Here is an 11,841-nt window from a genome sequence, read left to right on the forward strand (position 1 = left end):
AAAAGATCGCAGCCTTGAGCAGCTCCTAGGGGGGAGGTGTGGGAGCTGCCGAAGGCTGCGATCTTTCGCTTTTAGCTTTCCGCTTTTTTCTCAGCCGTACCCAACTCTTTCAACCGCTGATCAATCAACTGGCACTTGTCCGGCAGATCGGCACTCGCCGTGCCCAGGTCCATCTTCTTCAACTCGGCGTTGATCTCCTTGGCTTTGGCCGGGTTCTGCTCGGTGAGCTTGGCGACTTCCTTGGCCAGTTGTTCGCGTTTTTCGGTGGCTTCTTCCGGGGTACAGGCCCAGGCGGGCAGGGCGCAGGCGAGGGTGGCGGCGAGGGTGAGCTTGATCAGGGTTTTCATCGGAGCAGGCCTCAGTTCCGGTTAATGCGGGTTAACCGGTTGAGGCCTTGAACGCGGGAAAAGTTCAGTGCTTATCGCTCTTCGTGGCAGCAACTCGATTTAGCACCTTGCTCATAACGATCATGATGCCGCACCCACTCCATGATCTCGTCCTCATTCCTGCCCTTGGGCGTGAGGTCGAGATAGTTGTAGGCACCGACCAGCATGTCCAGACCGCGAGCGTAAGTTGAGTAGGTGTGGAAGATGTCGCCCTTTGCATCACGATAAAACACACTCAACCCCGGCATTTCCTCCTCGGCGCTGTCAGTCTTTTCGTAGTTGTAAGTAGCCTTTCCAGCAACGACATCTTCTGCCCGAGCGCAGACACCGAAGTCGTAGTTGAAGTCGCAACCCTCTGAAGACACCCAGTCGAACTTCCAGCCCATTCGCCGTTTAAAGTCCTGGAACTCGTTGAACGGCGCATGCGAAACAGCTACCACCGCTATGTCGTGATGAGCCAGATGCAGGTTAGCGCCATCAATGTGGTCACTGAGAAACGAGCAACCCTGGCAACCTTCCTCCCAGTCCTTGGCAAACATGAAGTGGTAAACCACTAATTGGCTGTGTTTGCCAAACAGATCAGCCAGTTTCAACTCGCCGTTCGGACCCTGGAAGTGGTAGTCCTTGTCGACCTTTACCCATGGCAATGCGCGACGTTTGGCGCTGAGGTGGTCGCGCTCTTTGGTGAAAGCTTTTTCGTCAGCGAGATGTTGCTTACGGGCGGCGAGCCATTCTTCGCGCGATACCACCGGATGATTCTCAACGTTCATGATGATTTCTCCTACGGGGTTGAAACCGTCTGTTTCAGACTAGTCGTTTAACCCTGCTGGAAATCGACAGACCGCCGGTCGGTCGCTGCGGGAAATGCGGCTGAACGGCTGGGAACCGCTCAGGTCACAACCTATGAACGCGCCATAAATCATGCGCACCGGAGGTTGTATCAGGATGACGACTTATAACTGGGATTTGATTGAACGCTTGCTGCATGAAGTGCAGAACAGCGCCGGCCATAGCTTTGCCCCTCGGGCCTACGCCGAAGACTATACGGCGGCGAAAGCCAGCGCCGGCGAGCCGATCGAGAATCTGGATCATCTGAAAACGCTGGCTTGCGACTATGAAAAGTTGCTGCTGTTGCGCGGTTACATCGCACCGCGTCCGGATGAGGAGGGCAGCACGGGAAATAATTTTGTTCTGACGCCGCGCGGTTCCAGCTTGCTGAGCCTGATCGACAGCAGCATTCCCGGCAATGATCATCCGCGTCAGGTGCTGGATGAGCAGGAGGATGCGCTGGCCGAGGCGACGTTTGATGAAGTGGCTTCCAAAGCCCAGATCGCCTGAGTTCACGCAGAACCCCTGTAGGAGTGAGCCTGCTCGCGATAGCGGACTTCCAGTCAACATTGATGTCACTGGAAGTCCGCTATCGCGAGCAGGCTCACTCCTACACTTGGATGCGTAATGTTCAAGGTCTTTGCGCGGCCTTGAGGCATTTGAGGTCGTTGAAGTCTTTGCGCACCCCTTCGATCTTCTTCAACAACCGCTGACGCTGTTGCGGCGTACTCTCGGCCATCAAGTCCACCGCCAGTGAGCGTCCCTGCGCTTCAGTATCGGCGAAGGCCTTGCGGTAATCCGCTGTCCATAAGCTCTCGCGATTGACCAGAAGCGTCTCGATTCTCTGTGGGAATTCGGGACTTTTGCGTTGTGCGACGGCGGCACTGAATTGCTTCTGCCAATGGGCGCGATTGGCGATCCATTGGGTGTACTGATCGCCCAACGCGGTCGACCACGCCATTACCCGCTGTTCCTGGGTAGCGCTCAAGGGGCCGAGCCAGTCGTTCAGGCGTTTGACCATACGCGCGCCACGTTCGGCAATTTGCTGATCAAGCGGTGGTTTCAGGTATTCCTGCTGACGCTTGCGCAAATCCTTGGCAAACGCGTCATTCATCTCGGCGACCTGTTTGTCATCCAGCCCTTGCAGCAACTCGATCGCCGACGGGGTGATCTCTCGAGCGGTTTCGGCGATGGCCTGCTTGGCTTCCGTCGTGCGCGCCTGTAACGCGGCATCGGTGACCTGATTGGTTTCGACCATGGTTTGCAGGCGATCAAGCCAGTCCAGATAGCCAGGCAATTGCGTGGTGCAATGCCAGCTCAGGTGATCTTTGAGGCGTTCGTTGAACCAGTCTTTCTGCTCGCCGTTCATGTCCAGGTAATCGCCGAGCGTCCACGGGATAATGACGTCGAGATTGCGGTAGGCCAGGCCGACACGGCTGCAGGCACCGAGGGCGAGGGTAAAGATCAGTAGCGCGGCGATGTGTTTGAACCAGCGAGACATGGGCGAATCCTTGCGTGAGCCTGGCTTCGAGGGACTGATTCCTATGTGAACGCAGAATGAACCCGGCAGTTCAGCCAATCAATAGAACGCGCGCGCAGCCTTGAGGGTGACGAGGCCGTCGCACTCGCTGTTGTGCCCGGAATAGGCCGAGCAATCGCTGCCGCTGAGGCTGGAGTTGCTGTAGATCAGGTCGAGGTCGACGCCCATGAACGGTCGGGACAATTTCACCGACCAATCGGTAAAACTGCCGACATAACCACCGTCCACGGCCACTGGCGTGTTCAGTTGGTGGGTGGTGTATTTCATGCTGACGCCGATGCCAAATGGCTGGTTGCCGCCAAGATCGGCAAACAACGTGTTGTTCTGTTTATCCGGGTCATTGCTGAAGGCCACGCCGAAACGACTACCGAGCAAGGTCAGGCCACCGAACAGCTCCTGGCTGTCGAGGGTGTCTACCTTGGGATAGCTGTAGTGGATCATGCCGACTTCATAGCCGAGGGTCTGATCGAAAGGCTGTTTAAAACCGACGTAGGAATCGATTTCGAGGTTCTTGCCCGGGGAGATGCCCATGCTCGGTGCGTACTGGCCGACATAGAGGCCGCTGTCGTGGCTCAGGTCGAGGCCGCCATGGAAGGAACCGACTGCCGCCGGTTTGACCAGGCCTTGAGCCATGCTGCGCGTGGGCGTGGTTCCGAGTTTGAGGTCGAAGTCGCCGAGTTCACGCTGGAAAATCTGCGCGTGCGCGGTCGCGCTGGCCAGAAGGCCTACGAGTAATAAACAGGATGTTCTGCGCATGCGTCACTCCATGAACAGCGAGGGCAGGGCGGCAGGCCTGCTGAAACGCTTGATCTAGACGCGTGCAAGGATACCGGCGAATGATCGGCATTGAAGGCCGTTCGTCGATTTACAAGGAATTTTGTTTAAAAAGGAGGGAGGTTACGCGGTGCCAGTCCAGGCGCTTCAAAGCTCAAAGCGCCTCTGGACGGGTGTAAAACCGGTGTTACTTCTTGCCCAGGCTGATCTGCTTGGACGGGCCGAATGTCTGGCCACTGACGCCTTTGGCAATTTGCTGGATCTCGCCACCAGACTTGAGAAACGCTGCGATCTGATCGTTGATCGATTCGCTGGTTTCAACGGCTGGAGCTGGCTTTGCTTTGCTGGAGGATGCTTTTACACGCATGGCGGCCATTAACCTGTAGAAAAGTAACTCGGCCAGGCATCGTACAGGAATAACTTGACAATTGCTTGGTAAATATCCCCCGGAATAACCAACCGCATTGCTGCATTATTCTCGATCCAATATTCGAAATATCCGGCTAACCTGCTGTTTTAAATAACAACATTTATGTGCGCGTGCATTGAAATATTCAGTCATGAGCGTTCGTGTCTGTCTGACGAGCGGCACCTCGGCCCGGCTGCGCCCGAGAAAAATCAAGGTGTTGAGCCGGTTTCACAAGCGTGCCGATCTGTCACCCGACGGCCACGATAAAAACGGGTAGAATGCCGCCCACGCAATGAGGGTTCTGGAAATGGCTTTAGTCGGGCGTTACAACAGTTTGCAAGTGGTTAAACACACTAACTTCGGTTTATATCTGGATGGCGGTGCCGATGGCGAGATTCTTTTGCCTAATCGTTATATCCCGAAAGATATTCCGACCGAAGATGAAGATTGGCTCAACGTTTTTGTTTATCTGGACAGCGAAGACAAACTTCTCGCCACCACGGAAAAACCGAAAGTGCAGGTCGGCGAATTTGCCAGTCTGAAAGTCGTTGAAGTCAACAGCATCGGTGTGTTCCTCGATTGGGGGCTGCCGAAGGATCTGTTGCTGCCGTATTCCGAAGAGAAGCGCCAGATGACCGCCGGCGAATACTGCGTGGTGCATGTCTACCTCGACAAGCACACCCGCCGTATCACCGCCACTGCGCGACTGGATCGCTACCTCGACAAGACTCCGGCCAATTACAGTCAGGGTCAGGAAGTTGATCTGCTGGTTGCCGAAGCCACCGACATGGGCTTCAAGGCGATCATCAACAACAAGCACTGGGGTTTGATTCACAAGAACGAAATCTTCAAGTTCATGCGCGCCGGCATGATTGAGAAGGGCTACATCAAGGAAGTGCGTGCCGACGGCAAAATCGCCTTGAGCCTGCAACCGGTTGGCCAGGAAGCGGCCAGCAGCCTGAACTCGAAGATCCTCGCCAAGTTGCGTGACAACAGCGGCACATTGCCGGTCAGCGACAAGAGCGATCCGGCGTTGATCAGCAGCCTGTTTGGCGTCAGCAAAGGCAACTTCAAGAAGGCCATCGGCTCGCTGTACAAGGAAGGCAAGATCGTCATTCATGCCGATCGCATTGAACTAACCTGAGACACCGCTGGCCCCATGTAGGAGCTGCCGAAGGCTGCGATCTTTTGACTTTGAAGATCAACAGATCGCAGCCTTCGGCAGCTCCTACATGAGGGCGGGTGTGATGAAGAAGTCTCTGGTTGCCTATGTTGCGACGCTGATTGCGTTTCTGTTGCTCGACGGTATCTGGCTTGGCCTGTTGATGGCGCCGACCTATCGCGAACTGCTCGGCCCGCTGATGCTCGAAAAACCGCTGCTGATTCCTGCAGCGGTTTTTTATTGCCTGTATGTTTTTGGTTGCGTGGTGTTTGTGGTGCTGCCGGCGGCGACCTGGCAGTGGGCGGCGAAGCGGGGCGCGTTGTTGGGACTGGTGGCTTATGGCACCTATGACCTGACCAATTGGGCGACGTTGCGTGGCTGGTCGGTGCAGGTGACGCTGATGGATTGGGCGTGGGGGACGTTTGCTACTGCTGTGGCTTGTAGCGTCGGGTTTTTGTTGGCTAAACGGTTTGGCATATCTGATCGGTAGTCTGGGTTGGCAATGCCGGCCTCTTCGCGAGCGGGCTCGCTCCCACAGGGGAACGCATTCCAAAGTGGAAGCGAGCTTGCTCGCGAATGATGGCGTAGCCGACAGCCATTCACCACTGGCGCCGATGAAGCACAAAATGTCTTTTCCAGACGGCTTTTTGCGCCCGAGTCATTGATAATCCTCGACACTGTTTTCTGACCATTGGATGGCCTGCCATGTTGTGTGTATTCGAGGTGTTGCGGTGAGTGTCGAGCGGCGCAATGCCGACAGTTTTGCCCTGCAAGTGATGATCGGTCTTTGCCTGATCTGGGGCGTGCAGCAGGTGATGATCAAATGGGCGGCGCCGGACATTGCGCCAGTCATGCAAGCGGCGGGGCGCTCGGGAATTTCCGCGCTGCTGGTCGGTTTGCTGATCTGCTGGAAAGGCGGCTGGGATCAGGTCGGCAACACCTGGCGCGGTGGATTGCTGGCCGGTGCCTTGTTCGGTCTGGAGTTCTTCTTCATCGCCGAAGGCTTGCAACTGACCACCGCCGCGCACATGTCGGTGTTCCTCTATACCGCGCCGATTTTCACCGCGTTGGGCGTACATTTTCTGTTGGCCAGTGAGCGGCTGCGACCGCTGCAATGGCTGGGCATTCTGCTTGCGTTTATCGGCATCGCGATTGCCTTCGCCGGCGGCGTGTCGTGGGACAACCTCGACCGGCGCATGCTGCTCGGCGATGCCTTTGGCGTGCTGGCTGGTGCCTGTTGGGGCGCGACCACGGTGGTAGTGCGCGCCTCGCGCCTGTCAGAAGCGCCGGTGACGCTGACCCTGTTCTATCAGTTGATCGTCGGCTTCCTCGGCCTGCTGCTGATCGCGCTGTTCAGCGGCCAGATCACTCACGTCAGCCTGACCCCCGTAGCGGTGGCCAGCGTATTGTTCCAGGGCCTGGTGGTGTCGTTCTTCAGCTACCTGATCTGGTTCTGGTTGTTGCGCCGTTATCTGGCGGCCAACCTAGCGGTGTTTTCGTTCATGACACCGCTGTTTGGCGTGACCTTCGGGGTGATTTTGCTCGGCGAAGCGTTAAGCCTGAACTTCATCATCGGCGCGGTGCTGGTGTTGCTCGGCATCACTTTTGTCAGCGCCGAGCAGTGGCTGCGTCGGCGTTTGCGCAAAGCGCTGGGCCAGCGCTAGTCGACTGCATCGCCAGACCGCCGGCAATCAACAATCCGCTGCCGGCGATGACCAATGCTGGCTGCAAACCGCCGCTGAAATGGCTGCTCAGCGCCGCCAGCAACGGGCCGCTGAGTTGACCGACGGCGAAACAGGCAGTGAGCATGCCGGCATTGCGCTGAGTGGCGTGCGGTGCCAATTCTCGTGAGCGCTGCATGACCAATTGCATGCACGCCAGGAATGGCGTGCCGCACAGCATCACCCCCAACGCGAGGCCAATGCCGCTGCCCAGCAGGCAAGCGAACACTCCGGCCGCTTGCAACCACAGCGTCGTCATCAACCAGTGACGAGTTGTTTCTGGGTCGTGACGCCGCAAGCTCACCAGCAACACCCCAAGCGCCGCAGCCACACCGAAGCACGGCCAGAACAAGTCCGCCTGCCATTGCCCGCGAAACTGCGCGTTGGCCATCTGCGACAGGAAGGTCGCGGGAATGATGTAGCCGACGCCGTACAGCGCATAAATCACGGCCAGCCGCCCGATGCCGCGATTCGATGGATTGCCTGCCGCCACAGCAACCGCAGCCGTTGCGACGGGCTTAGGCAGCAGTCGCCAGACGCTCAGCATCATCACCAACGCAGCCGCTGCGTAAATCAGCCACAACGTCGCGGAAGTCTGGTTGAGCAGATGTGAGACCAGTGCCAGCAATCCTGTCAGAAAAATCCCTAAGCCCGGTCCGGCGAATACCAGTGCGCCCAAACGTGGACGACCCGCTGCCGCTGCCAACGGTTGGCTTAAAGTCGTGATCATCACCAGCACCCAGGCACTCGCCACCCCGGTGCCGAAGCGCAGCACCAGGTGCGACCAAAAACCATCGGCCCAGAACGATGCCAGGGTCAGCAGCACACACAGCCACAAGCCACCGTGCAGGCGCCGCTGAACCTGTTGCGGTCGATGGGCGAACATCGCGTCCACCGCGCCGAGCAAGTAACCGAGGTAGTTGGCCGCTGCAATCAGACCAGCGGCTGTCAGGTCGATCTGACCTTCGCTGAGCAGGTGCGGCATTTGCGGGGTGAGAGCGAAACGTCCGATGCCCATGGCCATCATCAGGGCCACGAAGCAGGCAGATAAGCGAATCAGGGGCGACATGGTCGGGATTCCTTTGAAGGATCAATGACCGTCAGGCTAGGACTGATTGACTTTCTTTTAAATTGAATAATAGTGAGTAACTTGTTCTGTTCTGGAGAAAGGTTGTGGAATTCAGCCAACTACGGATCTTCCAGGCCGTGGCCGAGGAAGGTTCCATCACCCGCGCTGCGGAACGCCTGCACCGCGTGCCATCGAATCTTTCGACCCGGCTCAAGCAACTGGAGGAGCAGCTCGGTGTCGAGTTATTCGTCCGTGAGCGTCAGCGTTTGCAACTGTCGCCTGCGGGAAAAGTCCTGCTGGACTACACCAGCAAACTCTTCGCCCTGCGCGATCAGGCCAGTGCGGCGGTGATGGGCGGCAAACCCGCCGGTGACTTCACTCTGGGCACCATGTACAGCACGGCGGCGATTCACCTGCCGGCGCTGCTGGCGCAGTATCACAAGCGCTATCCTGCGGTGAATCTGCAAGTGCAGTCAGCACCGAGTGGCGAGTTGCTGGAGGGGTTGCTCACCGGGCGCCTTGATGCCGCGTTGGTCGACGGCCCGCTGGAACTCGCCGGGCTCGACGGCGTGCCGTTGTGCGAGGAGCGGTTGGTGTTGATCACTGAAATCGATCATCCGCCGGTGCGCAGCGCGCGGGATGTTGAAGGGCGTTCGGTGTTCACCTTTCGTCGCGGCTGTTCCTACCGCATGCGCCTGGAGGCTTGGTTTTCGCACTATCAGGCGACCATGGGCCGGGCGATGGAGATCGAGTCGTATCAAGGCATGCTCGCCTGTGTGATTGCCGGCAGTGGCGTGGCGCTGATGTCGGAGTCGATGCTGGCCAGTCTGCCGGGGCGTGACAGCGTCGCGGTGCATCCATTGGCCGAGCCATTTGTGGGTGCGACAACGTGGCTCATGTGGCGCAAGGGCATGGTCGGCGCCAACCTCAATGCATGGATCGAGGTGCAGCAGGCTGTCTATCCTGCGGCTCAGATTGAAACCCGAGAAACAGCCTGAACCAATGGCGGCATATTCTGTTCAATTCAGTAACAGATCATTGCGGATTTCGCCGAGCATTACGTAGGACTTCGGACTATTATCAGTGCGAAGCGGCCTCAGAATTCCGGCCGCTCAGCACCACCCTGAAGGGGGCATGACGATGAAAGAGAAAATTCAAAACTGGCTGCAAGACTTGGGTGTTGCCCTTGGCTTGATCGAACCGCCTCTGCAACCTGTCCCGATCCGCACCGATGACGAGCAGCGCCGCCGTCAACAACGGCGCCGGTAACGCCCCCGATCCGAGATCAAGGATTCAAGATCAAGAGATCGCAGTCTTCGGCAGCTCCTGCATTAATCCGTGTAGGAGCTGCCGAAGGCTGCGATCTTTTGTTTTCAGTGCCGCCCGATTTCCAGCAAAAACCGGCTCAAGTCATTCGCGGTCTTCGCGGTCTTGAGCATCCGGTCCTCCTCGGCGGTGAACGCCGTCAGTCCGAATTCATCTTCCAGATGAAAGATCAGATCTTCGATATCGGCTTTCTCCAGGCCCAGTTGCACAAGGCTGGTGTTGTCGTTGAATTCGCGGGTTTCCAACAGACGCCGGATATATCGGTGCACGGCGGCACGCACAGCAGCTCTTCTCATGGCAGATATTTCTGATTGTTGTTGTGCTTGAGTGAAGCAGGCCTCAGGCGTGGCCGCGCAACCACTCGTCAATCATTGAGCGCAAATGCTCCCCGGAAAAACTGCCGAAATGCCCGCCATGCACCGTGCGGATCGGCAACGCCTGCAAACGTCGCAGACTGGTGGCGTAATCCTCAAGATTGGAGTGGTAGGCGTCTTCGATCAGCGGCCCGTCGTAGATGATGTCGCCGCTGAATAACGTTTCCGTCGCCGCCTCATACAGGCTGATCCCGCCCGGCGAATGCCCCGGCGTGTGCAGCACCTGCAGCGTGCGATTGCCCAGATCGAGCACATCACCGTCCTCGACAAACCCGGTCGCCGGCGCAGCTTTGACACGGTATTCGGCGTAGCACAACGGGCAATCCGGATGCGCTTCGAACATGTCGTCGCCAACGAAAGCGCGGCTCAAGTCGTTTTCGCCATCCGGCGCGGCCAGAATGTCCGCTTCGGCCGGATGCACTAGCCGTTCAGCAAATTCGTGATGCCCGGCGATATGGTCGAAGTGGCAATGACTGGCCACTGCCACCAGTGGCCGCTCGGTAATCCACGGCAACTGTTCGCGCAGGCTGACCAGTCCTGAGCCGCTGTCCAGCAGCAGGTCTTTGTCACGGCCCTGCACATGCCAGAGGTTGCAGCGGTAGAACGGGCGGATATACGGCTCGTGAATCAACCGAATGCCATCGCTCAGGTGCTGCACTTCAAACCACTGATCACGAGAAACGATCTTCATCGGTACTTTTCTCCAAGCGTAAAAAAACGAGTGTGGCAACCGACGCCACACTCGTCGAAGAAAGCATCAAGTCGTTATGTTTCAGCTTAGATCGCGCGGGCCACCGAGACAGGACGGCGCGAGGCGAGGCTGACCACGACAAAACTCACCAGACCCACCGCCAGGCTGTAGTAGATCGGCGTATTGGCATCCAGACCGTCCTTGAACATGAACAGCAGTGCGGTGGCGAAACCCAGGCCCATGCTGGCGATGGCGCCGGCGGTGGTTGCGCGTTTCCAGAATATCGCACCGATCAGCGGAACCAGCATGCCGCCTACCAACAGGTTGTAGGCGAGGGTGAGGGCGCTGATAACGTCATTTACCACCAGCGCGATACCCAGCACCACGACACCGGTCAGCAGGGTAAACAGGCGGTTGACGCCCAGGCTCGACTGTTTGCCGCCACGCAGCTTCGGCAGCAAGTCTTCAGTCAGCGTGGTGGCGGCGGCGAGCAGGCCAGCGCTGGCGGTGGACATCATTGCCGCCAGTGCTGCAGCGATCACCAGGCCACGGATGCCGTCCGGCAGCGACAGTTTGACGATGGCGGCAAAGGCGTTGTTGACGTTGTCCAGATCCGGGATCAGCACGTGTGCAGCCATGCCGATCAGCGCGCAGGCCAAGCCGTAGATGATGCAGTAGATGCCGGCGATGCTGCCGGCGTATTGCGCGACTTTGGCGGTCTTGACGGTGAACACCCGTTGCCAGATGTCCTGACCGATCAGGATGCCGAAGAAGTAGATCATGAAGTAGGTGATGATCGTGTCCCAGCCGATTGTGGTGAAGCTGAAGGCAGTCGCCGGCAGTTTCAGCACCAGTTCGTCCCAACCGCCGACGCGGTACAGGCAGATCGGCAACAGGATGAACATCAGGCCCACGGTCTTGATGATGAACTGGACGATGTCGGTCAGGGTCAGCGACCACATACCGCCGATGGCCGAGTAGATCACCACCACGCCACCGCCGAGCAATACCGACACCCAGAATGGAAGGCCGAACAGCACTTGCAGGACGGTGCCGATCGCCAGGATCGAGGTCACGCCGATCATCAGTGCGTAGGCCAGCATGATCGCCGCGCTCGCCGAGCGGGCCATCGGGTTGTAGCGTTTTTCCAGGACCTGGGTAACGGTGTAGATCTTCAGTTTCAGCAGCGGTTTGGCGAGGAACAGGTTCAGCGCAACGATGCCGCAACCCAGAGCCGCGCACAGCCAGAAACCGGAGATGCCGTGCACGTAGCCCAGGCGCACGGTGCCGACGGTCGACGCGCCACCCAGAACAGTCGCGGCCATGGTGCCCATGTACAAGCTTGGGCCGAGGTTACGACCGGCCACGAGAAAGTCCTCGTTGGTCTTGGCCTTGCGCATGCCGAAGTAGCCAAGCAAGAGCATGCCGGCGGCGTAGATGAGGACGACGAATAAATCCAAAGCCATGATGGCGTGTCTCCGATTGTCTTTTTTATGTTGAGGCCAAAATCATTTCCCTTGTAGGCCTTCGCCTGCTCGCGATAGCGGTCTTTCAGTCACAT

At 58.0% G+C, this 11,841-nt stretch carries 15 protein-coding genes; 6 read left to right on the plus strand and 9 right to left on the minus strand.

Translation table 11 applies throughout. The annotated features are described in order from the left end of the window. Positions 1–71: 71 nt before the first annotated feature. Together H8F23_RS25795 and H8F23_RS25800 are read right to left on the minus strand one after the other, a co-directional pair. The gene (locus tag H8F23_RS25795; protein ID WP_194936251.1) at positions 72–347 is read right to left on the minus strand and encodes a hypothetical protein; all 276 of its coding nucleotides are present in this window, start codon (positions 345–347) and stop codon (positions 72–74) included. Between the two features lie 71 nt (positions 348–418). Next, complete coding sequence (locus tag H8F23_RS25800; RefSeq protein WP_194936252.1) at positions 419–1,156, minus strand: DUF899 domain-containing protein; 738 nt, start codon at positions 1,154–1,156, stop codon at positions 419–421. A gap of 175 nt (positions 1,157–1,331) precedes the next feature. On the opposite strand from H8F23_RS25800, the gene H8F23_RS25805 reads away from it, so the two are divergent. Continuing rightward, a complete protein-coding gene (locus tag H8F23_RS25805; RefSeq protein WP_194936253.1) occupies positions 1,332–1,724 on the plus strand; it encodes a transcriptional regulator in 393 nt (130 codons plus the stop codon). Between the two features lie 121 nt (positions 1,725–1,845). On the opposite strand, the gene H8F23_RS25810 is transcribed toward H8F23_RS25805, so the two are convergent. The 3 genes from H8F23_RS25810 to H8F23_RS25820 all read right to left on the minus strand — a co-directional run bounded on the left by H8F23_RS25810 (position 1,846) and on the right by H8F23_RS25820 (position 3,904). Further along, positions 1,846–2,715, minus strand: coding sequence for a DUF6279 family lipoprotein (locus H8F23_RS25810; RefSeq protein ID WP_194936254.1), 870 nt, complete (start codon positions 2,713–2,715; stop codon positions 1,846–1,848). A 78-nt stretch (positions 2,716–2,793) separates the two neighbouring features. Further along, entirely contained in the window at positions 2,794–3,510 is a 717-nt protein-coding gene (locus H8F23_RS25815; RefSeq protein ID WP_194936255.1) for a TorF family putative porin, read from the minus strand. Positions 3,511–3,715: 205 nt separating this feature from the next. Further along, complete coding sequence (locus tag H8F23_RS25820) at positions 3,716–3,904, minus strand: hypothetical protein (RefSeq protein WP_170844885.1); 189 nt, start codon at positions 3,902–3,904, stop codon at positions 3,716–3,718. 340 nt (positions 3,905–4,244) lie between these two features. On the opposite strand from H8F23_RS25820, the gene H8F23_RS25825 reads away from it, so the two are divergent. The 3 genes from H8F23_RS25825 (at position 4,245) to H8F23_RS25835 (ending at position 6,763) form a co-directional block, all read left to right on the plus strand. Continuing rightward, on the plus strand, positions 4,245–5,081 hold the full coding sequence (locus H8F23_RS25825) for a CvfB family protein (RefSeq protein ID WP_038363672.1): 837 nt from the start codon (positions 4,245–4,247) through the stop codon (positions 5,079–5,081). Between the two features lie 103 nt (positions 5,082–5,184). Next, positions 5,185–5,589, plus strand: a complete 405-nt coding sequence (locus H8F23_RS25830; RefSeq protein WP_194936256.1) for a DUF2177 family protein — start codon at positions 5,185–5,187, stop codon at positions 5,587–5,589. A gap of 241 nt (positions 5,590–5,830) precedes the next feature. Further along, entirely contained in the window at positions 5,831–6,763 is a 933-nt protein-coding gene (locus tag H8F23_RS25835; protein ID WP_194936257.1) for a DMT family transporter, read from the plus strand. Here the strand turns inward: H8F23_RS25835 and H8F23_RS25840 are convergent. Beyond that, positions 6,708–7,889: an MFS transporter gene (locus H8F23_RS25840; RefSeq protein ID WP_194936258.1), complete on the minus strand. Its 1,182-nt coding sequence runs from the start codon at positions 7,887–7,889 to the stop codon at positions 6,708–6,710. The genes H8F23_RS25835 and H8F23_RS25840 overlap by 56 nt on opposite strands. A 104-nt stretch (positions 7,890–7,993) precedes the next feature. On the opposite strand from H8F23_RS25840, the gene ptrR reads away from it, so the two are divergent. Next, positions 7,994–8,887: a putrescine utilization regulator PtrR gene (gene ptrR / locus H8F23_RS25845; RefSeq protein WP_194936259.1), complete on the plus strand. Its 894-nt coding sequence runs from the start codon at positions 7,994–7,996 to the stop codon at positions 8,885–8,887. Between the two features lie 142 nt (positions 8,888–9,029). Beyond that, on the plus strand, positions 9,030–9,158 hold the full coding sequence (locus tag H8F23_RS29070; protein WP_267464134.1) for a PA1414 family protein: 129 nt from the start codon (positions 9,030–9,032) through the stop codon (positions 9,156–9,158). A 104-nt stretch (positions 9,159–9,262) separates the two neighbouring features. Here the strand turns inward: H8F23_RS29070 and H8F23_RS25850 are convergent, their stop codons facing one another. The 3 genes from H8F23_RS25850 to H8F23_RS25860 form a co-directional block, all read right to left on the minus strand. Continuing rightward, a complete protein-coding gene (locus tag H8F23_RS25850) occupies positions 9,263–9,511 on the minus strand; it encodes a phosphopantetheine-containing protein (RefSeq protein ID WP_034153223.1) in 249 nt (82 codons plus the stop codon). A gap of 43 nt (positions 9,512–9,554) precedes the next feature. Continuing rightward, positions 9,555–10,280, minus strand: a complete 726-nt coding sequence (locus H8F23_RS25855; protein WP_194936260.1) for an MBL fold metallo-hydrolase — start codon at positions 10,278–10,280, stop codon at positions 9,555–9,557. A gap of 86 nt (positions 10,281–10,366) precedes the next feature. Further along, complete coding sequence (locus H8F23_RS25860; RefSeq protein WP_116254442.1) at positions 10,367–11,746, minus strand: sodium:solute symporter; 1,380 nt, start codon at positions 11,744–11,746, stop codon at positions 10,367–10,369. Between the last annotated feature and the right edge of the window lie 95 nt (positions 11,747–11,841).

This window comes from Pseudomonas neuropathica, from assembly GCF_015461835.1.
GTDB lineage: Bacteria > Pseudomonadota > Gammaproteobacteria > Pseudomonadales > Pseudomonadaceae > Aquipseudomonas > Aquipseudomonas neuropathica.

Bases quoted from the DNA above. Each gene is read 5' to 3' on its own strand.
- H8F23_RS25795 (WP_194936251.1), bottom strand. From the start codon at position 347: ATGAAAACCCTGATCAAGCTCACCCTCGCCGCCACCCTCGCCTGCGCC.
- H8F23_RS25800 (WP_194936252.1), bottom strand. From the start codon at position 1,156: ATGAACGTTGAGAATCATCCGGTGGTATCGCGCGAAGAATGGCTCGCC.
- H8F23_RS25805 (WP_194936253.1), top strand. From the start codon at position 1,332: ATGACGACTTATAACTGGGATTTGATTGAACGCTTGCTGCATGAAGTG.
- H8F23_RS25810 (WP_194936254.1), bottom strand. From the start codon at position 2,715: ATGTCTCGCTGGTTCAAACACATCGCCGCGCTACTGATCTTTACCCTC.
- H8F23_RS25815 (WP_194936255.1), bottom strand. From the start codon at position 3,510: ATGCGCAGAACATCCTGTTTATTACTCGTAGGCCTTCTGGCCAGCGCG.
- H8F23_RS25820 (WP_170844885.1), bottom strand. From the start codon at position 3,904: ATGGCCGCCATGCGTGTAAAAGCATCCTCCAGCAAAGCAAAGCCAGCT.
- H8F23_RS25825 (WP_038363672.1), top strand. From the start codon at position 4,245: ATGGCTTTAGTCGGGCGTTACAACAGTTTGCAAGTGGTTAAACACACT.
- H8F23_RS25830 (WP_194936256.1), top strand. From the start codon at position 5,185: ATGAAGAAGTCTCTGGTTGCCTATGTTGCGACGCTGATTGCGTTTCTG.
- H8F23_RS25840 (WP_194936258.1), bottom strand. From the start codon at position 7,889: ATGTCGCCCCTGATTCGCTTATCTGCCTGCTTCGTGGCCCTGATGATG.
- H8F23_RS29070 (WP_267464134.1), top strand. From the start codon at position 9,030: ATGAAAGAGAAAATTCAAAACTGGCTGCAAGACTTGGGTGTTGCCCTT.
- H8F23_RS25850 (WP_034153223.1), bottom strand. From the start codon at position 9,511: ATGAGAAGAGCTGCTGTGCGTGCCGCCGTGCACCGATATATCCGGCGT.
- H8F23_RS25855 (WP_194936260.1), bottom strand. From the start codon at position 10,280: ATGAAGATCGTTTCTCGTGATCAGTGGTTTGAAGTGCAGCACCTGAGC.
- H8F23_RS25860 (WP_116254442.1), bottom strand. From the start codon at position 11,746: ATGGCTTTGGATTTATTCGTCGTCCTCATCTACGCCGCCGGCATGCTC.